Raw genomic sequence first — 25,878 nt, 5'->3', positions numbered from 1 at the left:
CAGAAAGAGAGCAGCAAAAGCAGCAGGCAGTGAGGAGTTATCCACACCGGAATAGATGTACTACGCTGTCTCGGGGTGGGTCAGATTTAGATGAAAACGGTGGGTCAAGATTCGGTGGAAATCAACAAACTAGCATTTTTCATCGATATTGATTGAAGAAAAATCGTGCCTCGCGGCCACCCCATCTGTGAGGCACCGCTTACCCGAATAACTAACACGCCTCAGATAGGTACTACTGGCTCGCCGCGTTTGTGTTGGAGTACTGCCGGCCATGGCCGACGGTCCGATGCCAACCGGTACGCGCCCGCCACCGGCCGCAACGCGTCGTCCGGCCGACACGGACTTTCCTCAGGCGGCCGCTGCCAGGTCGTCCGAGGGGGCAGGCAACGGTGTGGTGGACGCCGCCAGGCCGACCAGCGCTTCCGCGAAATGCGCCTGACAGGTCTGGCGTGCGGTCAGGCGCGAACGCAGGTCGGCACACAGGCGGCGTAACTCTTCGACGCGCGCCAAGATGCGGGACTGCTCAGCCAGCGGAGGTAAGCCAAACCGGAACGCGAAGAGTTTGTCGGATTGGAGCTTACAGGTGCCATGCGTTGACCGGTCTACAAGGTTCAGAATTTCACGCTTATGGCCTCGACAAACCAATGCAAGATAGGGCGCAAGCGCAGTAACGAGCGGAGTGAGGGACTTCATATCCTGGTTGATCGTGACCTCAACCTGCGTAATGCCTACTGGGAAAGAATGCGCCAGGATCATTCCACGAACCACAATCAGTAAGCTCCTCTCTGGTACCAGCGGCAATCGCGTTTCTTCCAGCGCCAGTTCCGAAACATGATCCTGCGCATCCGAGATGTGCTCTACCTTCATGTCCTTGGGGCTGACCCACGGCAGTTTTCCGTCCCAATACGCTGCCTTTGATTTGCTCGGCGTCGCACCGCCCCCGATAATGCATAAGTCGGGAAACGTGACCATTTCCCAACCAGGCCTCGGCGCGGTGGGCGACTCGTCGCTATCTTTAGATGGTGTTTTGCTTCGACTAGTCTTGCCCTGTGCAGACAGACGATACCGTGCTGCTCGAACTTCCCCCAGCACCACGCTGGCTGGCTCGTCGTTCGGATCCTGCGACACCAGCAGGCCACGGACTGCGAGCTGCAGAATCGTCTGCTCGAGCGTATCAACTGCTTCGGGCCGGTCGAGCAGCAGGTCAAAGTGTGCGGCGATGCGGGACCAGTTTTCGGCGAGCGCGTGCGACGACTCGCTTGCGGCCAGCGCCTCGAACAAGTTCGCCGTAAGTCGGGTGTGCTGCTCCGCCTCCAGCCGGCCACCGGCTTCCAGCTCATCGCACAATCGCATCAGTTCGTCCACCTTCGCGACAATCTCGGCCTGCTCTTCAATAGGAGGCAGCGGAATTAGTAGCTGTGGTATATCACCCAGATTGAGCTTTTGGGTGTGGCTTCCCCCTGCTTTGATTTGCTCGTACTGTGCCGTCAGTACCGGACTACTCAATGCCAAGCGCAAATATGCGGAGATATCGACGCACTTAGGCAGTTTGACTAAGCCGACACTTACAAACACGCTGAAGGGAACGTCTGTGTCGACGATCGTAGGCCGACCTAGTGTGCCGATCCGGCAAATAAGCACGTCACCTCGCTCGGGGTTACAGCGTCGATTGATCAGCTCGTGCTCTTCCTCCGAAATGAATTTGCAGTCCTCGAAGCTTATAGTGCGCCCATTAATGTCTTTGATCGAGATGAACGGCACGCCCGTAGGGACGTACTTTGGCGTGTGATGAGTACCATCAGTAATGTGTAGCGATAATGAGCCAAGCTTTGCCCATTGCCAGCCTGACGGCAAATCAAAGGGTTTCTCGTCGTTTGTAACCGGCGAAGGGGCGCGGCCGACCTTCATCTGCCCGGACTCGATCAGCTGCTCTCTTTCTGACCTTATCCGCTGGAGCAGTTTGCAGGGTGGTTCACCGCACACGTTGCGAGAAGTCAGGTTTCCTCGGACCGCCAGCGACAGAATCAATTCGCGCAGGCGTGCCACACCGTCCTGCGCCGTGGCCAACAGTTGAAAGCCTTCACTCAGCTTCATGCGCGGCCCTCCAGTGCGTCGGCAAGGATGCCTTTGAGCTGGTCGCGTAGAGTCTGGGCCTGACCTGTCAGTTGCTGGTACTGTGCCAGTAGCTCATCCGGGTCCTGGCTGATCTCGTCGCCCCGATGCGGGTTTTTCTGGTCGAGGTTGTAGCCGTTCGCCTTCAAGGTCGCGATATCGACCTTCCAGGCAAACTCGTTCTCCACGCGGCTGGCAAAGCCATCGATCTCACTGCCCCACCAGGCCTTCTCGGCGGCGAATTCCTCGACCCGGATCGGCTTGGTCTTGGAGTAGCTCTTGTAGCCGGCCGGGTAGGGATGTTCGTAGTACCAGACCGACTCAGTCGGTGCCCCCTTCGTAAAGAACAGCAGATTGGTCTTGATGCCGGTATACGGCGCGAACACGCCATTGGGCAGCCGAACGATCGTGTGCAGGTTGCACTCGGTCAGCAGCTTTTCCTTGATGCGCGTCTTCACGCCTTCGCCGAACAGCGTGCCATCGGGCAGCACCACCGCCGCCCGACCGTTGTGCTTCAGCAGCTCGATGATCAGCACGAGAAACAGGTCAGCGGTTTCCCGGGTTCGCACGTCCGCTGGGAAGTTCCCTTCGATGCCGGGTTCTTCGGTGCCGCCAAACGGCGGATTGGTCAGGATCACGTCGACCATGTCGTGCGTGCCATAGTCCACGAGCGGCCGCGCCAGCGTGTTGTCGTGGCGGATCAGCGACGGCACTTCAATGCCGTGCAGCATCATGTTCGTGACGGTCAGCAGGTGCGGCAACTGCTTCTTTTCGACACCGTTGATCGCGTTCTGCACCACGATGTCGTCCTCGACGCTCCGGCGCTGCAATTTCAGGTGCTCGAGCGCGCACGCCAGAAAACCACCGGTGCCGCACGCAGGGTCCAGGATGCGCTCGCCGAGCTGCGGGTTGACCTGGTCCACCATGAACTGCGTGACCGCCCGCGGCGTATAGAACTCGCCCGCGTTGCCGGCGCTCTGCAGGTCCTTCAGGATCCGTTCATACAGGTCGTTGAACAGATGACGGTCCGCCCGGTTGTTGAAGTCGATCTCGTTGATCCGGTTGATCACCTGGCGCAGCAGTTGACCGGACTTCATATAGTTGTACGCGTCGCTGAACACCTCGCGGGCCACGAAACCGCGCGCATTGCGTTGCGGATCCGCATTGAGTGCCTTGATCGACGGGAACAGGTCGGCGTTCACGAAGGTCAGCAGTTCATCGCCGGTGATACCCTCCGGATCGGCCGCCCAGTTGCGCCAGCGCAGCCGCTCGGGCAGCGGCGACCGGTACGCGTCGCGCATCAGTTCGAGCTCGGTTTCCTGGTCGTCGAAGATTTTCAGGAACAGCAGCCAGGTCAACTGCGAGATTCGCTGCGCGTCGCCGTCGACGCCGGCGTCCTGGCGCATGATGTCCTGCACGGACTTGATGAAGGTGGAGCTGATTGTCATGAGTGAACCGGTGAAACCTTATTGATAGAGAGAGCGTTCGAGCTCGCGGATCGCAGCCTGGTACTGGACCCGGCCGCCAAACGCCTGAACCAGTTCGACCGGCGAGCCGAGCTGGTCGAGTGGCGCGAGCCGCAGTACCTCGGGGCGTTCGATGTTTTCAATGCCGTCGTCGGCATATTTCTCAAGTAGCGCCTGCAGCACTTGCCGCGCGGTCTCGCCATACTTGCCGAAATAGTCTCGCTTCCTGACATTCTCGACACGTTCCCGGCGGGTCAGCGGCTTCTGGCCAAATGCGATATGGCAGATCAGGTCGAACGGGTCGAGGTCCTTGCCGGCCTGTTTCGCCAATTCGTCGAACAGGATGCCCTGTTCCTCAAGCTCGACGACAATCGCCTGCTTTCTGTCGGCATCGTTCCAGGCCTGCAGGAACGCGTCGAGCGACACGAAGCGCTTGCCGATCTGGATCCGCGTAAAGTCGCGCAGCGACTCGGTGATCAGTCTGCCGTCGGGCCCCAGATACTGAACTCGCTCATTGACCACATACACGGGCACTTCGTCAATCACGTATCGGGTCCGGCCCGTGCCCGGCCTGTCGGGCCCGCCAATTATTGGCATGCCGCCGGCGTCTCCGTCCAGACCGCCAGTGGGGTCGCCGAGCGGATCGCCCTCGTCTCCCGGCGGAACGACGGGCCCGTCAGGCTCAGGTTCGAACACCACGACCGGATCGCCGTCAAAGGCCGGGTCGGCAAACAGCTCGGTCGCCTTCTTGAAGTCCAGAATGGTAAACCACAGCTTGCCGTACTCCTCGTCGATCCGTGTGCCGCGGCCGATGATCTGCTTGAACTCGGTCATCGACCTGATCGTGCGATCGAGTACGACCAGCCTGCAGGTCTTCGCATCGACGCCGGTCGTCATCAGGCGCGACGTGGTGGCAATCACCGGATAGTCCTTGCGGGGATTGATGAAGTTGTCAAGCTCGAGCTTACCTTCGAGGTTGTCGCCGGTGATCTGCATCACGTATTTCGGATTGGCGCTCGCGAGGTCGGGGTTCGCGTTGATCAGCGCCTGGCGCATCCGGGCCGCGTGGTCGATATCCTCGCAGAACACAATGGTCTTCGCCATCCGGTCGGTGGCATGCAGGAATTCGGTGATACGGGTGGCGACCGCTTCGTCGCGGCGCGTCAGCACCAGCGACCGGTTCATGTCGGACTGGTTGTAGATCCGGTCTTCGACCAACTGCCCGAGCGTGTCGACCATCCCGCTGGTCGGTCGCCAGCCCAGGTCCTTGTCGAGATCGACCCGGATCACCTTGTACGGCGCCAGAAAGCCATCCTCGATGCCTTGCCGTAGCGAATACGTATAGACCGGCTCACCGAAGTAGGTGATGTTCGACACCTCGGCGGTTTCCTTTGGGGTCGCGGTCAGCCCGAGATGGGTGGCCGAGCTGAAATAGTCGAGGATTTCGCGCCAGGCCGAGTCCTCGGCCGCACTGCCTCGATGGCATTCGTCGATCACCACTAGGTCGAAGAAGTCCCGGCTGAACTGGCGGTAGATGTTCTGCGCTTCTTCTGTACCCGTCACTGCCTGATACAGCGACAGGTAGATCTCATACGACTTGTCGGCTTCCCGATTTTCGATCTTGGTCATCGCGCCGGCAAACGGCTTGAAGTCGTTGGTCTTCGTCTGGTCCACCAGAATGTTGCGATCGGCGAGGAACAGGATGCGCTTCGCCGCGCGCGCCTTCCACAGCCGCCAGATGATCTGGAACGCCGTATAGGTCTTACCGGTGCCTGTCGCCATCACCAGCAGGATCCGCGGCTGCCCCTTCGTGACCGCCTCGATCGCGCGGTTCACCGCGTTCAGCTGGTAATAGCGCGCCGGCTTGCCGGGGTAGTAGTCTTGCGCATAAACCGGTTCCGCCTCCGGGGCAATGCCCTTCCACGCGAGATAGCGCTGCCACAGGTCCGCCGGCGACGGAAACTGGTCCATCGCGATCTCGCGCTCGAGCACGCCGTCGTGCAAGGTCTTGTCGTGCCAGACAAAGCCATCGCCGTTGCTCGAAAACGCAAACGGGACGTCGAGCATTTCGGCATAGGCGAGTGCCTGCTGGATGCCGTCGCGTACCGTATGGTGGTTGTCTTTCGCCTCCACGATCGCGAGCGGGATGCCCGGCTTCAGGTACAGCACGTAGTCCGCACGCCGGATGGTCTTCTCGTCGCGCGTCGCCTTGTTGCCGCGGACCACCACGCGGCCGCTGGTCAACGCGACTTCCTCGCGCAGTTGGGTTTGCAAGTCCCAGCCAGCCTCGACTAGCGCTGGCGAAATGAACTTGCTACAGATGTCCCGCTCAGAAAGCGATTTTTTGTCCATTGTCCGCCCATTCTCCGCCGGTCATTTAGCGTCGCCGCAATCGTACGACGCATTTTACTGGAACCTCAAGGAACCCCGCGTTTGCGCGCTCGCGGCGCGCCACGGCCGCCGTGAGCGCGACGTGGGAGTCTGAAATGGATAATTTGTTCGGCGCGGACAAGAATCACTCCCGCTTTGCAATCAGTTGCACCACGACCGCCGTTTGAGCATCTCATGGCGCAGCAGTGACAGGGGGCGAAACGCGCGCCGGTCCGGATCCCCGAGAATCCAGTCGAAGTAGACGGCATGCCGACCGACGAAGGAAGCGGGCCGCGATGGCTGAGATCATGGGGATCAGAGACGGGAACGTGAAGTGCGGGACCCAATTCGACAGCGCCGTTGGGCCGAGCTCTTTGGGTGCCACCTTCGGTTGCAATTGATTGCATCCGGGAGGCGCGTTCGTTGATTGCAGCGAGGCTGAGTTCATTCGCGCTGCACCTATGCCCGCCATTCCCCGTAGATAACTACATGTAGAAACCGTACCGAATCTGCGGCATTTCACTGTCTTCGAGGTATTTCATGATCTCCCCGACTTTCCGCGCGCAACCGAGCGTGACCGGGTATTTCCCATCGAACTGCGTATTGTTCCAGTTCATCTTGGTCAGTCCGAGTATCTCCTTCGCGATGAAGGAAGGGGACTCCTCGGAGCGGACGATTCGCAACTCGATGGGCTGCGGGATATAGAGTCCAGTGTAGGTCTGGTAATACCAGACGGAGCCCCGCGTGTAGAAAATGTGCCGCTGGTCATCCAGGCCCATCCGGGTGCCGCGGTAGGGCGGATAGTTCCCTTCGCGGAACAGGCGCAGCCTGGAATCGATGACGGTCACCAGGTCGAGGGTATCGATTCGCAGATCCTTCGCAGCCCCTGCGAGACCGTCCACTTCGTCCGCGGAGAAGTTCGACGACTTGTGTACCACGATCCGAGCGGGATAATTGCGTAGGGCAACCCGATACTCGGTCATCGCCGCCGTCAGCAGGTCGTAGGCCTGATTGGCAGTGAGGTGGGGGACGCGGTCATCGCGGGTCATGTCCACCGGCGTTCCACGTAAGATGAGTCCGTTACCGAGCTCGTCGAAGATCTGGGCAAGGCTGGTATTGAGAATCTGCCGGTCCCGGCTGCGGTAGAACGCAATACCCACCGCGCATGAACTGGGCCGACTGGGTTCCGGTTTCAGCTTCCACGGCACACGTGGCCCGGCCTTGTAATAGAGTGCCGTGCAAAAATTCCAGGCCTTGGTCGCATCATCCTGCTGGCCCGAGCTATTACTTTCGAGTGAGACCGCGCGCACGAGTTGCAAAGGCTTGCCGAGGTGCATCGCGCGAGCTTTGAGTGCACGTCGGAAGTTCAGCTCAGCCGCTACCTCCACACTCGCTTCCAGGCTCTCCTCCAGCGGTCCGAACTCTTCTGTCGAGATGACCTTGTAGAGATTCTCGGGGACAACACAGACGACAACATCCACCGGTCGATTCTGTGTCAGGAACTTGATGTGCTCGTAGTACAGCTCGATGGCCTTGGTGATGCGGTCCCGCCGGTCAGCGATCGCGATAATTTCGTCGACTTCGCTCTTCTTCAGCGAGCGTGCCAGATCCTGACCAAACGCGAACTTCGCAGCGAATCCGGAACCCGCGTTGAACCCTGGGAACGCTACGCGAAGATTGGGCTGCCGCGCGTTCGGCGGCGCGTCTATTTCGCCGGCGCAGCGCACCACCCAACGCTCGAAAGCCTCATTACACGTTGCGGTGCCCACACTGCCGACAATGACGTCCGAGCGCCTTGTCTCCATGGTTTGATCGAAGACGCCATAGGCCGTAATCCCACGCCGCGGGCAGATATGTTCACCGCCTGCAAACTGCAGACGGGGTTCCGGGATGTGCTCAAGCTTCATGGCGTATCAAAGAGGCCGCGGATGGGGGAGTCGTCATCGTCGTCCAATGGGTCACGAAGGGGCAGCCATGCTTCGTCGTTTAGCACCGGATGGTTGGCAAACGAAACACTTTGGCCGAATGAGAGAAAGGACGACGGCCCTTTCGCCGACGCGAACAGGTCCTCCCCATCCAGCGCGTTGAGCCACGCGGTCAGGAAGCGAAAGTGGTCCGATACCGTCCGGTTGACTTCCCGTCTTTTGAGCCACGTGATGCTCTGATCGGCATAGGCAGACCGCCGGTAGTCATCGCCATAGCTGAAATACCAATCCGGGGTGAGCGCCGCGTACCATGCCTCGTCATTGAGCACAAAGTCAGCCGAGAACGCAAAGTGCTTGCACAGGAGGGCCTTGTTCGGATCATTCTTGTTCAGCTTCCGTTCATAGACCCGACGTGTCGAGGTGCGCTGTCCGATCCAGCTCTCTTCACGAACAAACGCCCCATCATTCAACGGGACAAAGATGAACAGTCCGTCTTTGTGCATCCACCGGACACCGTGCTTGAACAGTTTCTCCTGAAGAGTAAAGCGAAGCAGCGACTTGAAAACCCGCTCTTGATCCTCGCTTACACGATAAAACTCGCGCGGCAGCAACGGGGTGACCGTACCCAGGTCAATCAATTTGGCAAACGGTCCCTGACTCTCATCGAGAGGATGAAACGTGATCAGTTGCTGGCCACGTACCACATAGCCTGACGGCACGCGCAGGTTCATGCTATTCAGAAGCTCGCGCACTTGACTCCGCTCGTTGCGATGGCGGTTTGACTGCGCCCCGTCGAGGTCAGACCGCAAATCGCCGACGTACAGGGTTCCGGGGAAATAGACCTCGACGAGATTGAGATTCACGCGCTCACATGGCGTGGACGGCGGATCGAAATCCTCATCAGCCAGTCCGCCCGCGGTGCCACCGCGCATATAGGTCCGCACAACTTCGAGCGCTGCGGCGAGCTGCTTCGGGTCAACTTCCGCCGCCTTCGCGCAAACGTCCCGAAAATCCCAAATGTCGTCGGTTCCCCGGAGCTGGATTCGCCCCTGCCCGACGCGGTCGAGTGCATCCTGTGAATAGCTGGACTGTCGACGGGTGAGCACATACATGACCAAGCGGTCATACTTCCGATCGAGGCCGTGATTCAGGCAGGTCTCGATGGTGCTCTTCACCTTGTCGAGCGAGGCGGTTCCGGTCACCTGAATCGCGATGCTCGCGTCGCCATCGGCCAGATCGATACCGGGAAAGTTGGCCCGTTCTTCGCTGTTGAGATTGCGCAATCCGCGCCAACCGTACAGTTCGCGCAACACGCCCAGAACCAAGTTCTCCGATACCTTGTTGATGTCATAGTGTTGCATCGCGGACGACGCCTCGACCTGCGTCGACAGTTGCGTCATCAACTCTCTAAATTCGTTCAGAAGGTCGAGATGCTTCAAGCTGGCCTCGGGTGCCCGGATTCGGATCAAAAACGGCTATTCGTGCGTGGGCATTGCCGCCAATGCTAATCCAGATTGTAGGATCCATGGCAGATTTCCCGCAGTCGGCTGCAATTGATTGCAAGACGGGTACGGATGCGCCAGCACAAAAATGCGCTGGGGTGACGATTCGTTTCGGCGACCGGTTGAGTTGGAACGCGTGCTGATGGAGGTACAACGGCTCGTAGTGAAGTCGTCGAACTGACGGACTGACTCCCTGTCTCCGCGGTGAATATAATTGAATTGCGCGATGTGGTGCTGGATGTTGAAGGTACCGCGTAGCGCGGCCTGCCAGCATGGAAGACGTCTGTGTACCCCTTCGACACGATGGCAAAGTGCAATTGATTGCAACTGTCGGCCACGCTCTCGGCGGCGGTTCCGCTTACAGCACGCTCGCCGCGTTCTGGTCGAACAGGCTGGCATCGCGGATGTACCGTGCGATCATCTCGAGCGAGCGGTGCCCGGTCTGTTGCTGGATCTTGTAAGACGGGATGCCGGCCCGCGCGGCACTGGTGACGAGGCCTGCTCGCAGGCTATGCGCGGACAACGCGGACGGATCGAGTCCCGCGGCCAGGGCGCGCGCCTTGACGATGAGCGTCACCGACTGGGCACTCAGGCGGTCGCCGCGTAGTACGCCACTCTTGTCGATGCCGCGAAACACCGCACCCTCATGCAGGTGCGCGTGCTCGATCCATTGGGCTATGGCCGTCACCGGACAGGCACCGGGGTGCCCGAATGGCACGCCGATTTTTCGACCCACTCCCGCTTGATCGGTCTTGCTTCGGCGCAGCGTCAGCACCATGCCTTGGTCGACAAAGGCGAGGTCGCGCACGTCCAGTGCGACCAGTTCCGACCGGCGCAGCGCGGCCGCAAAGCCCGTGAGGATCAGCGCACGATCCCGCTGGCTCTTGAGGTCGGTGCCGACGGGGAGCAGCGTGAGCAGCTCGTCAGTCAGCAGCGGCGCGGCCTGTCGCTGGGGGCCGCCATGTTGGCGCCGGATGCCACGCAGCACGGTGCGGACCAGGTCGCTCCGGGCGGGATCGGCGAATCCCCGGCTCAGATGGGCCCGGCTGATGCCGACGAGCCTGCGGGCGATCGTATGCGGGGAGAGGGTCGGGGCGCGATCCACGAGGTACGCGGCGAGGACCGTTGGCGTGCAGGGGAGGGTGCCGCCCCAGTGAAGGAAGTCCGTGAGGTCGCCCCTGTACGCTCTGCGGGTATTGTCGGAGATGGCAGCGGCGACATAGGAGCCAACGGTGCCCGGCAGAGTATCGGCGGGCCATTCCTTGACCAGAGCAGCGGGTGCGGCAGGACACCGGCCGAATGGCAGGAGTTCAGCGAGTTCCACGTGAGGGTCCCTTTTTTGCGCGACGGTACAGGAAATGGGTCACGAGATTCAGCAGGATTTCTCGCGGCACGCCTTCCGGGTACGACGCGCACGCCAAGGTATCCGCGCGCCAATGGATACATGACAGGCACTTCGGGATCACCGTCTCGTACTGGACGTCGTCCCAGCGGGTGGTCGATTCAACCTCGATGCGGTGCTCCATTCTGTTGCTCCTTTCATGGTTGGGCTGGCGGGGTGGACCGGCGGCCTGGCGTTCTGGGACGTGACTGGCGTTGTACTGGCGCCCTCGTTAGGTAGCGATAAGTGGGTGTTATCGCTAGTAAAACGCGGGTGTGATGCGGGCTCATGCCAAGGCCTTCTCCCGCAGCGCGTTCAGGGCCTCCCGCGCGTCGAGCAACAACGCGGTCAACTCGGCGGCGGCGTCCGGCCGCAGGCCGACGCTGGCAAAGAACGCCTCCTCAAATCGCCGACGCAACTCCTCGCGGCCGACGAAGATCAGCTCGCGGTCGAGCCGGGCGCCTTCGCTGACGAATGTGGCGCAGCCGAGGGCGGCGACCGGATCGACGCCGGGGTGGGCGCGGAAAAAGCAACGCAACGCGACCGACTCCGCGAGCAGGGCGGCAAAACAGCGCTTGCCGACGCGCGTATGGCGGTCCAGTGCCGCATAGAGGATGCCGTGCCTTCCCGCGAAGCTAGTCGCCAAAGCACGAAGGACCGGGTGCTGCGCGCGCACGAGCGTGGCGACGACGGGCATCGGGACATTCATTGAGTCGGTCACGCCGTTGCCGGAGAGAAACAGCATCCGCTCGATAGTCGTCAGTTGCATCCGCTCGCAGGCCGCTCCCATCAGGTCGCGACGCGGTCCGGCGACCGTGCGCCAGATGCCGCCGCAGAAGTGGCGGTACCCGCAGATCTGCCGCAGGCAGGCCACGCGATGGGTCACGTCTGCTTGGGGCGCCGCGATGGCCTCCAGCAGCTGTGCATCGTCAAGCACGGACACCTGTTGCTCGAGCCTCGGCAACTCGGGCGAGAATTCAAGTGTTGCGATGGCGTCGCAGAGCGCACGGCTCTTGGTGGCCTCGCAGAGCCGGCGGACAAGGTAGCCGGCGACGCGGATGCTGCCGAAGCGCCGATGGAGCGCGGTGCGGCGGAACAGCTGCAGCACCGCGAGGCAGCACTCATGGCTTCCCGCGCCCACATCCTCATAGGCGACCACGGGAAGCCGTCGCCAGAGATATGGTTCGTCGACCTGGAGCAATCTCGCCACCGTCGCCAGCGCCACCTCCGTCAGGCCCAGGCGAATCGCCTTCTGCAGGTTGGAGGCGAGCATCCACCGATCGCGGACCTCCGGCGGGCGAAGGGCGCCGACGTCGAGCGGCGTTGACGCCATCTGTTCGAGGGCGGCGAACCACGCGGGAAGAGGGGATGGCGCGAGACTCATGTCGCGGAAGACAACGGCTGAAATTTGTTGGAATATAAATGAATCGTAGTCCTAATGTCATCAATGTAAAGCCTTGTGCCGGCGCATCTGCCGTATCGGCGGCAATCAATTGCAATGGAGGATGAAAATGCTGATCGGCGCATCGTGGCTCCTCGACGCCGAGTGCGCCGACAAGGAACGTCTTCAGCCACTGAGGCCATATGAAACCCGAGGCGGGTCGGGCCCGCGGCAATTTGTCGGCTCTTGGATTGTTTTATGCGGTGGGCGCCAATCCGGTTGCGGGACGGACGTCAATGTAGAATCGTCTACATCATTCTGTGGCTGTGGCGTGCAGTCCGCTACTGGCGTATTGGGCCAGCTATGTGTTCGCTTCCCGAAGTGGGGATTGGTGCGCCGTTGTGTGGTCCGGTGGCGAAAGGTCGCTAGTCGCAGGTGTCTTCGTTGTGGTTGCCGGTGTGCTGCGGGAGCCGTAAGCGTTGGTCACGGTCGACGACAGATCTCGGATGTCCGCTGCGATAATGCGACCGAGCGTCGCGTCTTCGTCCCATCCAGTCGTTTGCGCACGAGGCGCAGATTCATCGATGTGCCGGAACGCCGAGGTCGCCCACGTGACCTCTAGTAAGATCGCCAATCAATGCGCTGGGCAATCGATGAATAAGAACGCCTACTTGGACGACAGAATCGTCACCGCATTTGTGACCTACGTGGCTCGAATGCTGGCCGGGGAGATTGCCGTCGACGGAATCTGGCCGGGCTTCGAGGCGAAGTTTGGGGCTGTACCGGACAAGACACTCGAGCAGCTGTTCCGAAGGTACTCGTGGCGGAAGACGAGCTTTGCGACGACTACCCGGGAGCTTCGTCCGCTTCGCCGCGCCTTGCGCGGTGCGCTTCGAGGCCCCGCGAATCTGACGGCAGACATGCTGCGTGCCCGCTTGATACCGATCATGCGCTGGGGCATGGGTAGCGCGCGGGCGTATGACAAGTGGGCTCGTGACCAAGGCGAACAGCTTACCGCGTTGTTCGTCGATGGCGTCGCCGCCCTGAATTCAGACACTCCGGATCTTGCGGTCTTCAAATGGGCCAAGATGAACTCCGGGTTCACGAAGCCTTTCAGTCAAGCCGCCGACTACAGCATCATGCTCGATGGCCGGGTCGGCGCAGCCCTGTGTTTGCTCGTGCGGCAGTTCCTGAACTGCCGTCCGGAGTTTGCCGAGAATGGTGTGCCGGAAGTCCTCGCGTTTCGTTGGGGCGAGCAACGGCCGTGGCCTGGCCGGCCTCCGGTCCCGCGGGATCCCTCTGGCGATGGGTGGAAATTTGGACGGCTCGCGAGTGCGGGAAGTCGCCGTTGGGCGGAACTGAATATTCGGGCAAATTGGATCATCCGGGCCGCGCGTGATCAGGCCAAGGCGAGATGGTGCCGTGGTCTCTATGGCCTGCGGCACATCGAGGCAGCGCTTTTCATGCTGGGTTACCGGATCGATTCGTCGACAGGGGACTATAGCAACCGTTTGGAGCCCCCGACCGGTGTGGCTGTCGGATCAACGTGCAGGGACAGGCGTGCTATCCGCGTACAGAGCAGTTTCGAGGATGCGCATGCCGCTCTTTCGCGGCTCCCTGGTGCGACGGTCGCGCTTCGCACGCGACGGGGCACACGATTTACCGCGACAGCAAGGATCCGACGTGACGGTAGCCCGGAGATCATGTTCAGTCACGGCAATCTCGTGCAGCCCGCAGACTGGGGTTATGCCTCCAACTCGTACGGGAGGGCGGGACAACGCATCGGGCAATACGTCACACAGCTTGACGCGTGGGCCGCATCACTGATGCAGCAGTAAGTGCGCCGCGAATCGGCTGTCCGGACGGCTGCGCGTCGCGCGGGGCGTTCAGACCGACGGCGCGTAGAAGTAGATCGGCGTCAGCGGAAGCATCCCCTTGTCGTCCTCGGCGAGCTGCGGGTAAAACTGCTGCCACAACGCGATGAGCCGATCCAAATCGATCAACTCGACGTGCGCGTGTGAGCTGCGGGCCGTGGCTTTGGCCTCGGGCGTGAACCCACCCGAAGCCACGAAGATGCCGACATCACCATCTTTCTGGAGCAACCCCATCAGCTCGCGGATTTCCTGGACTCTCGCTGCTGTCTCGATCTTGTGCTTGACCTGTACCTTGATTCGCGGGGAGACCGTGCCGAGCGGATCTCGATACGCAATGATGTCGACGCCGCCATCTTTGCCGGCGGGTGCCACGAACGGCGTAAAGTAGCCCATCCCGCGCAACAGGGCTGCGACAAGATCCTGGAATTCGTAGGGATTTTTCAGCGAAATCTGCTTCTTCAATCCCTCGGTCGCGAACTGCTCCATTTCGTGAATGGCCGCTTCCTGCGCCTGTTCGCCAACCTCGGTCACCTCTTCGCCGTTCTTTGGCTCGGTGGTCGGTTGATTCTTCTCGCGCCACACGCGATAGGCCTCCACGGCTGCGTTCAGGAGGCCCACCTCACCGAGCGTGAGCGCTTGCTCCCCTTCGTTCGTCAAGTACCAGACGCCCTTCTTCTTGAGAAGAAAGCCCGCCTTGATGCAGTCGATGCTGAAGAAATGCAGGATCGATTGCCATCGAACGTAACCCGTTTTCTCGTAGGTTTGGGTGGCCCAGTCGTCGAGCGATACTCGTCTTTCGATTTCCGCGATGACGTCCCGACCGGCGAGTTCACCGCCACGCTCCTGCAAGATTTGAAAGGCGGAAAAGAGGACTTTGGCAGCGAGTTCGCGGGAGCGAGAGAGCTTGGTTGCCATGTTCGTTCGTCTCCGAGGGCCGACAGCGCATTATTGCAATTCGCAGGGCCCAGTCAACACAGGTAGTCGGTCTCGGACGGCAGTAGGCAGACGAGTATCGTTGATCGACCGCGTTGACATGCTGCACCCGAGTGGCGATTCGTTGCAAGTGTCGAATGGGCGGTGTACCACGAATTCGAATCGACGCCGGACGACGGGCCCCGGCGTCCCGTGCAATTAATTGCAATCGGTCTTCAGACTCGAGTGATACGGCATGGGGCGGCAATCGGCCATCAAGCGTTTTTCGCCTGGGTAGTGGGTCCAACATTCGGTGGGCGGCTTTGCTCAGTTTCCGGTCGCGCGCGTGCTGATGATGCATGTCGCGTCATCGGCCGAATTGGACGATCGGTTCGTTACGGAAGCGCCGTCCTCGACAGCCTGCTTTTGGGTCACTCGACCAGATACAGGCACAAGCAGCCAGATTGGCTTTCATGGGGAGAACGCTTCGATGATCGCTTGTCCATGTGCTTCGATGTGACTGCCGAATCGATGCCATGTTCCGAGCCACTCTCTGTAGCTCGCGGAATGAAACGTCACGGCATCTCCTGAGACCGCTTCGGCAAAGCTGGCAATTTCGTCTCGGTGCCGGGTGAAATTGTCCGACGCGATAGCATGGCCACCTCGCGCCAAAGGTTCGGCAAAAAGATAGAACAGGGCTGGTGCCCGGTTCCGACGCCTGCCTTCGGTTACCAAGCCAAATGCGTGTTTAACCAGTTGTGCGGCATCGAGGTGAACAAACATTGCGTCCCCGGAGCGCAGTCGGTCGCGCATTTTTTCAAAACCCTTCATATTCTCCCCCCACGCCGGGCGGTCATAGGCGGCCGACAGGCTGACGACTTTTGCGTCCCGGAAGGGCTCAAAGCGCTTGCTTTCGATTCCGACGAGGCTTCTCGGTGTCTGCACTACGGCGTCGAGCCAGGGATGCTTCCCACCGGTCCAAGGAAAGCGCGCACAGAACTCGACGTCTACTAATTCCGGAACTCCAACGTCCTCGAGACCGTTCAGAGGCGGCAGTTGATGGGGGCGCTCGATGAACCAGCCAAAGCAATTGACCGCGAGTGCTGCTGAGCTTTCGGGGCTCGAAAACTTGCCGGATTCGATCTCTTTGCCAGGAGCGTTCGCGAGGCGGTCAACCACATGGTCGACGGGAATTCCGGGTAGAAATAATTGACCGCTCACTCGTTGTTCTCTATCAGGTTGACGAAGGTCGCTGGCGATGCCATGCAAGGAATCTGGCTCGATGCCGCCAACGATTGCAATCAATTGCAACTCAGGATGTTGCTTGTCAGTTGGAAGGCGCTCGGGCTTCTACACATGGAAGCAGTAAAAAGTCCCAATCTTCAACGAATGTGAAGACCGAAAAGGGCGATGTGCGGTGGAGACCAAGGCGCAGATTGCCACTATTTTTGCGTCACGACCGAGGTCGGAGGATCTTCATCGATGGGTCATGCGGATGTAGAACGGTCTACAGCTATGCGTGTCGATCGCCTGCGAAGCCTTCTGGATCGCAGTTACCGTGTCTGGTCAATTCATTGCTAACTACCAAAGCCAGCGAATCGATCCTAGGTGAAGGAGCCGTACGGCCGAGTGCAGCGGCGCCAGCATTGAGGCTCACAAGCCTCTTACCCTCTTGAGCCAATCCATTCCCCGCTGTCCTGCCCAGTGGGTGAGGCACTCGTCAGGCAGCATGTGCCCCCACACGGTATCAGCCATGTCGGGATCCCGTATGTAGGCCTTCGCACCACTGGTCAGGTGCGCATCGCCGAAATAGAAGCTCGCGACACCACTGACGAAGAAGTCGCTAAATCCAGTATAGCCACCGAAGCCATTCCGTGCGTCGACCTGGCCACAGGCGTACGAGATGCCAATATAGACATCGCGAAACTGCGCCGATTGCGGATCCTTTAGGGAGGCGGCAACCATTGCTTCGACCTCGGCGATTTGATGTTGCTTCTCTCTCTCGCCCTCGGCCGCAGATGCGCGCGTCTCTTCTGCTGCTTTTTCGGCGGCGGCCCGCTCCTGGCTAGCGTGCGTATAGTGCCAGTCGTGAACGTACCCGTATTGCACGCAGACGCCAACGATCACCGCCACTACCGTGACGATGCACGCCCTTTTCGTGTCGGTCAGGATCGGTACTCTTTGGCCGCTCATTCGTGGGTCCCCTTTCTGCCTGCCTATTTTCAGTGCCGCACAAATGGGTGAGCGGCCAGCGTGCAATTGATTGCACAGACTGCTCTGGGCGGAATGCTGGCCGACACGTGCAGCAAGCAGCTCCTCCAAGATAGCCAATTTTTGCCCAAAATATTGTGAGGACAATCCCTTGCCTCGCCCGTAACGTCGTCCCTCTAAAGGGGGGCGGATGGAGCCGGAAGTGGCATTGGGCGAAGTTTTGCGGGCACTGCGAAAGCGGAAGGGCCTCTCGCAGGAGGCGCTCGCCCATGCCGCCGAGATGGAGCGGAACTACGTATCTCTGATCGAGCTGGGCAGGCATAGCGCGAGCATTCGGATTCTGTTCAAGCTCTGTGCCGTGCTCGAGTTGCGTCCGTCTGAACTCTTCGTGCTTGTTGAGCAACGAATGGCTGGCCACCGGAAGGCGGCAGACGATCGCTGAGTACGATTATCTTCGTGCGACGGACCGACGCCCCCCACGCGGAGTTCCGGTGCGTCGCATTCCTTCGACGAGCCGAAGTTATCCCGTCGTGTACTGCAATCAAGTGCACTGATCGCTTGTCGCCGACGTCGGTGGCGTATGTCACATGGCTCGCCAAAGATGCTTGCTTCGAGGTTTCATTGATTTTTTCGAGGTTGCGGTACAAACCGAGATGCCGGAGGGTAACCGACGGTCTGAGGTCGTCGTTAGAGAGAATCATGGCTCGTCTTGTGGTTGCGTTGAGCCGACGACTGCTCCGAGTTATGGCGGCGTTCGTGGATCGCGATCTTGGCGATCTTTGGCGGTTATTCGGTTTGCGCCGACGATTCCAACAGAAGAGCCCATGCAATGAAAGCATCAAAGTGCTTTTTCTTGGCTAGGAAACTGATAGAGGGATGGGCAGGTGTATATGTGTAATGCCAACATTCATACCTGAGGTCGTCCCACATGGACGATAGCATTGCTAAGATCGCTTCTAGACTGTCGTCCGGAAAGTGAGGTCTTGCATAATATTCGATGCGCTCAAGACACGAGCATTCGTCATCAGCAAGCAGTTGACGGTCGGTTGTGTGATAACTCCGCGTCTTGTACTGATACTTGTGTTGGGTGAGCAACTGCAGTAGCGCATCCATATCGTGATGCTGCGCTAGGCGCTTATAGTGTACCCACTCCAGCCCTAAACTTGACAGATTGACGGACTGCGCTGGTGCGGAATTCTTCGTAACTAGTTCCGTAGTCTCTCCATTTTCTTCCTTCCCTGCAGAGATTGATTTCTCTGAGCATATGCTCCCTGTGCCGTCAGGCACGGTTTGTATAAGTTGTTCTTCTTCTTTTTCCCTTCCTTCCTGTTTCTGTTTATGATTGCGGGCATTCCCATCTGTATGCAGACAGGAAAATTCCCATCCAAGAACCATTCGCAATAACTCTTCCTTGCTCGGATACGATGACAGGCCTGCTGACCCACCAGCAATTGCGAGTCGCCAGTGCATCACAGTCTTGTCTTTGTAAATGGCCAGCTTGCCGAAATACTTCATACGCTTGGCTTCAAGTAATTCCCACTTCTCTAGTTTGCTGCGCGCTCCACGCAGCTCGTCAGGAGTCAAACGGCATTCCGCGGCCAGACGATCGTGATCCTTTACCCACCAGTGAGAACCGTTGCGGTACGTATCAAGCCGCGGTTTGCCATGCTTATCAATCTGATACCGGAACAACAAGTTCGCTAGCACACATGCTGCTTTGTAATTGCCTCGGCAAACCTCTATCTGTGCCTGATTCGGTGATACGAAAAACTCTACACTCCTTTCTTTTTTGCCGAATCCGACCGAGCGCACCTGCGGTGGTCTGGTATTAATTAGTGTGAGCTTGGCGTGTTCGCTGGATATAGCGGTTTCAGGTGCAGGAAATCCGACATTCAGATCCGAAGAGAAAGAGAGCTTCATGACGCGCCTTCCAATTGGATGGTTTTGAAAAACCTGGAATGGCGCATATAATAGAGTGCGTCCATCCAGGTAGACTCCGCTACCAAGGACACTTAGCCCGAATCGTTCGTCGGCGATTCGGGCCTTGTTTCTTGTTCGGTTGCTCAGTGCAATTGATTGCAACTACGTCGGGCGGCGACCCGGCTGATTTGTTGTTTGCAAGGCTGCAAGTCGATCCGAGCCGCATGTCCGCAACGGGCAAGCAGGCGGCCGTCGGGATGTCGCGTCTATCCGAGGGCATCCGAACATTTCCTGCAACTGAATGCACTGCCAGCGGCGCTCGCTATTCGATGCACATGGCTGGCAATTTCTCACAGGTGACGAGCGCGCAGTCTTGGGCCGCAGACTATCGGCATGGCTCATTGCTTGATCCTTGCAGAAAATCCCTGACCGTCGACGTCTTCCAATAGGGCCGCGGATCGTGCCCGTCGGGTTTAGGAACGCGTCCGAGCTTCAATCTCGCGTAGAAGGCTGAATGCGAGAGATCGCCGAGCAGTGCCTGGAAATGTGCGACTCGAATGAAGCCTGGCTCGTGTAGCGAAATCTGCGGGGCCTTCGGTTTCGTATGGCCCGATTTCCTCTTCTCACTTTTTTTGTTGCTATCGTTAGCATTGCAAATTATTGCTGACATTTTATTCGGCCTCCCTGAGGGCAAGGGCATACCCCCCGCCCGGTTCACAATAAACCGGCGACCGAAATCTCGTTTGGGAGAGCCCGAGCGCCGACGTGCTTGATTGCCCATTGCGGGCAGATCCGTTGAAGCCTCACGGCCCCTAGCACTCCATTGCTCGGATTTGGATGACACGGGACAATCGTAGCGTGCGCCGCGAAGCCATGCAAGTTAGGGGCGAGAAGCGACGCTTGTTACGACCGTGCTGACGAGGTCCCGCCGGGATCGCGGCCTGATTTGGTTTGAGGCGGTCTCTCGCAGGCCAGATCAATCGACGTCATCTGTGCATCGGTTCACAGATCCACCGTTCCGCCCCCTTGCGGTACGATTGGAAAACTAGGCTCTCGCCGCCAGGCACCAAATCGCTTGCCAGCAAACTTCGATTGCATGCCGCCAAGCAACCCATTGCCTGTCAGCAAGCAACCATATGCAGAGAGTCCTGTCGTTTCACTGTCGACACCCTCGGCGTGGGTCTGCACGGCAAAGCCTCACACCCTTTTGCAATCAATTGCAACGAGGCGCACCCGCGCGCCGCGACAACGTTCGCCCTGGTTAGCCGAGGCGTTGATAGCGCTGCGCCTCGTTGAGGCTAGAGTTCCCACATGCATTGTTCACGCGGCGCCGCATGAATACATGCAGTCAATGAGATTTGAAATCGGTTCCAAATGGCTGCGTGCAAAAGGGCATCGGGCTTAGAAGCAGGGGAACAAACCCGTCTGTTAGGACTGCACATCCATGATTCGAGGCGGATAGCTGTTGGCTGCCGCGAGCGAAGGAAATTCTCCACAAAACATTGGTGATGGCGCCGCGGATGAGGGGTGTGGCTGGTGCAGTCGAATGTGTCGCAGCCTCCCTGTCGGTGAGGCGATGGAACTGGGGAAGTGTATCCGGTTGATTGTGACGCTCATCCTCGTTCTCGTGGTCAAAGAGCGAGGCTCGCATCATGCCCCGCCGATTAAATAAGTTTGGCGGAGGAATCGGTCGGAGACCTCGGACGCCGGCGTGCGAGCTGCCTGGTGCGGACAGCATCCGTGAGAACTTTCGCCCTCTCGCACTCCATTGCGTCGGATAGCCTAAACATAGTCCAAGACCAAAGGGGTTGCCAACGTTATGGGCGGGAGTCATATCAGTCCTTGGATACGGGCTCGCGCGACGTCGCGCCAACGCCAGCTGCCCCGTGGATTTCAGTGCGTTCAGGCCTACCTTGCGTCGGCGATTGCGGGTCGGCTACGATGTCGGCCGAACACAGTCGAGGGACAACGGCCTGTGATACGGGGAAACGGGATGACCAGAAACGGGAAAGTCACGAAGCACAAACAGCTCATCAGCGCATTCATCCGAGATACGTTGGGGCTGAGCCTCACGAACACTGTTTGGTCGTGGGACGCATACGGTGATGACGGCGTGGTGGTGATGAAGCTGTGGCAGAAAGACCGCGAGACGTTACCGGACGGAACCGAACGAATCGGCGTCTGGGATCCGGTCGGTGACGAAGAGGTGAAACACGCAGTCAAGGAGCGATTGAACAACCTCAAGCGGATGAAAGCTGGTGGTTTGACCTATGCGCTCATTCGAGGTTATCCAGACTCGTACAAAACGGATTCGGGGGTCTACGAGAACGACAGGCTGTACAAATTACGGAGCGACGTTGAAGTTGACGCCACCGGCAGGGAATACGCCGTCGTTGAGCGCGTCGTGACGATCGAGGAGTTTGTCAACAGGGGCGCCACTGCCATCACCGCCGCAGACTTTACTGCTCTCCTCGCCTCCCTGGGCGTGCCATGCGTCATCACGAAGAACCACCATCCCGAATCCGAGAAGAACTACCGGTCGCGCCCCCGCCACCCGGGCGATATGCTCGACGGGTACTGGATGGGGCAGCCGGGCCGTGTCGTGCCCGGTGCGAGTTTCGCAATCCACTTGGTCGAACGGAACAAGGAACTGTGGCTCGGTGATTACCTCGGCACGATCGATGAAGGCGAAGGCCGCTTCTCGCTGATCATCGGAGACGCGCAGCGATTTCACATCGCTGACCTCGACTTCGATAACCCTGTGCAGAAGCGCCTGAGGGACGTGCTAAAGCAGCCTGGCGCGGTCACCTACTCGTACGTCGAACCGGAGAATTGGGAGGGCGCAGTGGACCTCGATATCGCAGTGGAGGCGCTGCCCGAAGGGCCGGCATACAAGGTGGCTCAGATCAAGCAACGTTTGCACCAGCGCGCGTTCCGCGCCGCGGTGTTTGCCCAACATGGGAAGAAGTGCGTGGTTACCGGTTGTGACGTCGAGGAGCTGCTGGAGGCGGCGCATCTCGACGGCTGCAATTGGCAAGCGGGTGACAACACCGCTGCGGACGGAATTCCGCTGCGCGTCGACATCCATCGCGCGTACGACAGGGGGCTGCTCAAACTTGACGAGAACTTCCAGATTGTCGACCTTGCTCCAGCTCTCGAAGGGCAATACAAGCAGTACTGGCGCGCGTGAAAGCTGGGCCGCCGAATTGGCGGTATCGCGACACCGCCGTCGAGTTCCGTCTGTACTCAGCTCCGCCCGACCAGGAGAATTAGTCGGATCTCGGTGGCCGCCGGCGCTATGAAGCTGCGCCAAAGAAATTGACTCTCTCGACAGAAGCTTACCGACGAGTACTGATGGGTGCACAGAGAGCATGTCAATAACGAGGAAGATGTGGGGGCAACAATGGGGGCAACCATGCCAGATCAGACATCCAGATCTCGCATCTGCGGGCCCTGCAGCTAATTGTTCGATCCTCCTCCGCTCCACCAACAATTCCAGTAAAAACGACGCACTACGTCTCGCGATGTAGTGCGTTGTTTTGCATTTGGACGCAGGTTTTGGCCACACCATGTGGGCCATATTTGCCCTGCGCCGCGTGCATGACATTGCAGCGAAGTGCGGGCGCAATCGTTGGGAATCGCGCTGAAGACGTATAGAACGGCTACGAGACGAAAGAAAAGGCGAGGGGTCTGGCAAACTGCACCTCGTCGACAAAGCGCGGGGCCGCAGCCCCGCCATAAGCGCATTGGTGCGTAAGCCAGAAGGGGCAGCATAGCCTGGAGAACGGGGTGAACATGGGCAACCCCGTCGGACAAATCCTCGTTGCTAATTCGGGCAAGTAGCGATAAGCGTAAAGTCTTCGCACATCCAGGCAAGCCACGGAACCGCCGGCTCATCCGAACTTGAATGGTCATCCCGCAGCCGGGATCGGAGCGGTCCGCCCACGACATCTCTGCCACCGTAGAGCAACTTTCCAGCTACCTTCACAACACTCCCGCAAGCATCCGCAGCGATGCCGCCCGCAGTCCGCGGTCGCGTCCCTCATTTGGCGCCTGTAAACACCAAACGGCTGCTTGGCCGGCTCGAGGAGGCCGACAGCTGGTTTGCCTCCCGTGTCGAAGCGATGGCACCGCGCGAAATGGTCCACCGAAACATGCTCGACTAAGGTTTCCAGCCCGTTTCATATTTGACCGTGATTCATCTTGGCCAGGCGCTTTTGACTGTAGAATCGCGCAAGAGAGCCCGTGTCACGTTGGTGACAATAAATAAGCAAGCAACGAAAAAAGTAATAAAGGGATGGAAATGGATGCGAAAGACATCGTGAGGGCGGTGCAAGGGGGGCTGCTTCAGCAAGGCCGTTTGCTGAAACTCGACACCCCGCTCGGGGATAGTGTGTTGCTCCCCCAACGCACTGTCGGCTGGTCCCGAATCGGCCGGCATTTCGACTTCACAATCGATGTTCTGTCAACGCGCAGCGACCTCAAGCTGAAAAAACTGATCGGGCAACCGATTACGCTGTGGATTCAGCAGGCTGACCAGTCCTACCTTCCCCGAAACGGTTATGTCTATGCCGTGCGAAGGCTGGGATCAGAAGGCGGGTTGACGAGTTATCAGATTTGTTTTGCGTCATGGATGCATTTCCTGAAGTTTCGCCGCGATCAGCGCATCTGGCAGGACAAACCCGTCGATGAAATCCTCAGGGACGTGTTCAACGCGCATTCGCCCGCGAAAGGCCGATTCGGTTTCGCGCTCTCAAAACCGCTCCCGCCAAGATCGTACTGTACGCAGTATGAGGACGATTGGAATTTCGTCCACCGGCTGATGGAAGAAGAAGGCCTGTTCAGCATCTGGAAACAGGCTGATGACGGCAAGTCCCACACGCTGACCATCACAGATCACCTGGATACGTGCGAGCCGCTCCCCGCGCGATCAGTTCAATTCTCGAGATACGGCGCCGACAGCGAGGTCGATGCGTTGGTTCACTGGTCCGGCTTGCGAACTCTCCATAGCGCCATCCTGACCACGCGCACATTCGACTATAAGCATCCGTCGCCGCTCGCCAATCCGAAGGGCACTCATATCCCGACGGTGTCGCAGGAGCTGCCGGAACAGTTGGAGATGTATGAGTACACCGGCCCCTATACTTATCTCGAGCAGGAACGGGGCGATCACCTCTCCAAGGTGCGCATGGAGGAATGGGAATCACGCGCAAAGCGGTTTTATGGTGCGGGCGGGTTGCGTGGCATCGACGCCGGGCGGTGGTTCGAGCTGACCGGCCACCCGGAACATGACCGCGAGCCTGGTGAGCGCAGCGAATTTGCCGTCATCGAAGTGGTCTGGCTGATCGAGAACAACCTGCCGGGATCGAGCCACCACGGCGATCTTCCACATAGTCTGACTGTGAGATTGGCCGAAGCGAAAGCAAACTTCGGAGCACAATCCTCCGGCGCCAGGCATTTTGATGGCTCAGAGGGCTTCTTCCTCGTCGAGCTCGAAGCGCAGCGCAAATCGGTGCCCTTCCGCAGCCCGTTCGAACATCGCAAGCCCGTCATGCAGATGCAGACGGCGACCGTGGTGGGTCCGCAAGGTCGACCCATCTATACCGACGAACTCGGCCGCGTCAAGGTGCAGTTCCACTGGGATCGGATCGGGCAGCGCGATGAGCGGAGCTCCTGTTGGGTCCGTGTGAGCCATCCGTGGGCGGGCCAGGGATTCGGGATGATCCATGTCCCTCGCATTGGTGACGAAGTTGTCGTGTCATTTCTGGATGGCGCGCCGGATCGTCCAATCATCACAGGGCGTGTGCCGAACGGCACCAACTTCGTGCAGTGGAAGCTCCCGGATAACCAGACGCTATCAGGTCTGCGTTCTCGTGACCTCGAGGGCACGGCGGCAAATCAGGTGGTGGCCGACGACACACCCGGGAAACTGCAGGTACAAGTTTCGAGCGACCACGAGCAGTCACGTCTTGTCGTCGGGTACAACACCCGCATTGACGGCAATGCGGGGCGGGCCGAAGCGCGCGGTACCGGCTGGGAGTTGGCAACGGATTCCTGGGGCGTATTGCGCGCCAATCGCGGCATGCTGGTGACGACCGAGGCGCGCGCGGGCGCGACCGCAGCGGCGAAAGACATGAGCGAGACTGTCGATCGACTCGGGAAAGCGCAGCAACTGCATGATGCGCTGACGAAGATCGCGCAGCAGAGCGAGGCACAGGATGCTGACGGTCATCAGGCCGACCTCGTCAACACAATTGCGGCACAGAACGAACAGATCCGCGGCTCAGGCGCGAGCGGCAGCAACACGTTCCCGGAGTTGTCGGAGCCGCACTTGGTGATCGACGGCAAGGCTGGCGTCGAGATCACGACGCCAGCGACCGTGCATGTGGCCTCCCAGCAGGCCGCGATCACGACGGAAGGCCATATTGGCATTGCCAGTGGCCGCAGCTTCTTCGCGACGGTGCGCGACACCCTTCGCCTGTTCGCGCAGACCGGCCCGATGCATCTGGTATCGGCGGCAGGCGACATCGTATTGAATGCGCTGACGAAGTCCATTGTGGCGCGGGCGCAGAAGCAGATCCTCCTGGAAAGCGAGGAGATCCTGCTGCGTGCGCACAAATTCCGCGTCGAGGTCAACGGCAGTTTCTTGAACATGGACGCGAGCGGCGTGATGAGCGGCACGACCGGCAAATTTACTGCATTCGCAGCCGCCCACGACCTGCCTGGCCCGAAGGACCAAATGGTCGATCTGTCGCCGAAGAAAATCTGCGTCGAATGCATGCTCAAGGCGGCGCGGGGCGGAGCAGCCCTCGTACCCCGTTAAA

16 protein-coding genes are annotated in these 25,878 nt (G+C 59.4%); 4 read left to right on the top strand and 12 right to left on the bottom strand.

Annotated features, from left to right (window positions below; all coding sequences use genetic code 11):
• Positions 1-348: 348 nt before the first annotated feature.
• The 8 genes from KDW55_RS27915 to KDW55_RS27880 all read right to left on the bottom strand — a co-directional run bounded on the left by KDW55_RS27915 (position 349) and on the right by KDW55_RS27880 (position 12,029).
• Positions 349-2,094 carry a restriction endonuclease subunit S gene (locus KDW55_RS27915; RefSeq protein WP_212198130.1) on the bottom strand — a complete coding sequence of 582 codons (1,746 nt, stop codon included), beginning with the start codon at positions 2,092-2,094 and terminating at the stop codon, positions 349-351.
• Positions 2,091-3,560: a class I SAM-dependent DNA methyltransferase gene (locus KDW55_RS27910; protein WP_212198129.1), complete on the bottom strand. Its 1,470-nt coding sequence runs from the start codon at positions 3,558-3,560 to the stop codon at positions 2,091-2,093. Before KDW55_RS27910 ends, KDW55_RS27915 begins: the two co-directional genes overlap by 4 nt.
• 18 nt (positions 3,561-3,578) lie before the next feature.
• Positions 3,579-5,930, bottom strand: a complete 2,352-nt coding sequence (locus KDW55_RS27905) for a DEAD/DEAH box helicase family protein (RefSeq protein WP_212198128.1) — start codon at positions 5,928-5,930, stop codon at positions 3,579-3,581.
• 503 nt (positions 5,931-6,433) lie between these two features.
• Positions 6,434-7,855 (bottom strand): hypothetical protein, encoded by a 1,422-nt coding sequence (locus KDW55_RS27900; protein ID WP_212198127.1) that lies wholly within the window; start codon positions 7,853-7,855, stop codon positions 6,434-6,436.
• Positions 7,852-9,312: an SMEK domain-containing protein gene (locus KDW55_RS27895; RefSeq protein WP_249181352.1), complete on the bottom strand. Its 1,461-nt coding sequence runs from the start codon at positions 9,310-9,312 to the stop codon at positions 7,852-7,854. Before KDW55_RS27895 ends, KDW55_RS27900 begins: the two co-directional genes overlap by 4 nt.
• A gap of 421 nt (positions 9,313-9,733) precedes the next feature.
• A complete protein-coding gene (locus KDW55_RS29800) occupies positions 9,734-10,699 on the bottom strand; it encodes a site-specific integrase (protein WP_212198126.1) in 966 nt (321 codons plus the stop codon).
• Positions 10,686-10,901 (bottom strand): hypothetical protein, encoded by a 216-nt coding sequence (locus tag KDW55_RS27885; protein ID WP_212198125.1) that lies wholly within the window; start codon positions 10,899-10,901, stop codon positions 10,686-10,688. The genes KDW55_RS29800 and KDW55_RS27885 overlap by 14 nt, the downstream gene beginning before the upstream one ends.
• Before the next feature lie 141 nt (positions 10,902-11,042).
• Entirely contained in the window at positions 11,043-12,029 is a 987-nt protein-coding gene (locus tag KDW55_RS27880) for a hypothetical protein (protein WP_212198124.1), read from the bottom strand.
• Positions 12,030-12,808: 779 nt separating this feature from the next.
• Here KDW55_RS27880 and KDW55_RS27875 point away from each other — a divergent pair.
• On the top strand, positions 12,809-13,975 hold the full coding sequence (locus KDW55_RS27875; protein WP_212198123.1) for a hypothetical protein: 1,167 nt from the start codon (positions 12,809-12,811) through the stop codon (positions 13,973-13,975).
• A gap of 48 nt (positions 13,976-14,023) precedes the next feature.
• Here the strand turns inward: KDW55_RS27875 and KDW55_RS27870 are convergent, their stop codons facing one another.
• From KDW55_RS27870 to KDW55_RS27860, 3 genes are all read right to left on the bottom strand, one after another.
• Entirely contained in the window at positions 14,024-14,926 is a 903-nt protein-coding gene (locus KDW55_RS27870; RefSeq protein ID WP_212198122.1) for a restriction endonuclease, read from the bottom strand.
• A gap of 468 nt (positions 14,927-15,394) precedes the next feature.
• Positions 15,395-16,234: a hypothetical protein gene (locus tag KDW55_RS27865; protein ID WP_212198121.1), complete on the bottom strand. Its 840-nt coding sequence runs from the start codon at positions 16,232-16,234 to the stop codon at positions 15,395-15,397.
• Between the two features lie 342 nt (positions 16,235-16,576).
• Entirely contained in the window at positions 16,577-17,281 is a 705-nt protein-coding gene (locus tag KDW55_RS27860) for a hypothetical protein (protein WP_212198120.1), read from the bottom strand.
• Positions 17,282-17,336: 55 nt separating this feature from the next.
• On the opposite strand from KDW55_RS27860, the gene KDW55_RS27855 reads away from it, so the two are divergent.
• Entirely contained in the window at positions 17,337-17,576 is a 240-nt protein-coding gene (locus KDW55_RS27855; RefSeq protein ID WP_349252612.1) for a helix-turn-helix transcriptional regulator, read from the top strand.
• A 344-nt stretch (positions 17,577-17,920) separates the two neighbouring features.
• Here KDW55_RS27855 and KDW55_RS27850 read toward each other — a convergent pair whose 3' ends face one another.
• Complete coding sequence (locus KDW55_RS27850) at positions 17,921-19,054, bottom strand: hypothetical protein (protein WP_212198118.1); 1,134 nt, start codon at positions 19,052-19,054, stop codon at positions 17,921-17,923.
• 1,993 nt (positions 19,055-21,047) lie between these two features.
• Between KDW55_RS27850 and KDW55_RS27845 the strand changes: the two genes are divergently transcribed.
• Positions 21,048-22,244, top strand: a complete 1,197-nt coding sequence (locus KDW55_RS27845; protein WP_212198117.1) for an HNH endonuclease — start codon at positions 21,048-21,050, stop codon at positions 22,242-22,244.
• A 1,113-nt stretch (positions 22,245-23,357) separates the two neighbouring features.
• The gene (locus KDW55_RS27840) at positions 23,358-25,877 is read left to right on the top strand and encodes a type VI secretion system Vgr family protein (protein ID WP_245163572.1); all 2,520 of its coding nucleotides are present in this window, start codon (positions 23,358-23,360) and stop codon (positions 25,875-25,877) included.
• Position 25,878: the final 1 nt, after the last annotated feature.

This window comes from Burkholderia sp. AU19243, from assembly GCF_018148075.1.
GTDB lineage: Bacteria > Pseudomonadota > Gammaproteobacteria > Burkholderiales > Burkholderiaceae > Burkholderia > Burkholderia latens_A.
This window is presented reverse-complemented; position numbering and strand designations above follow the sequence as displayed.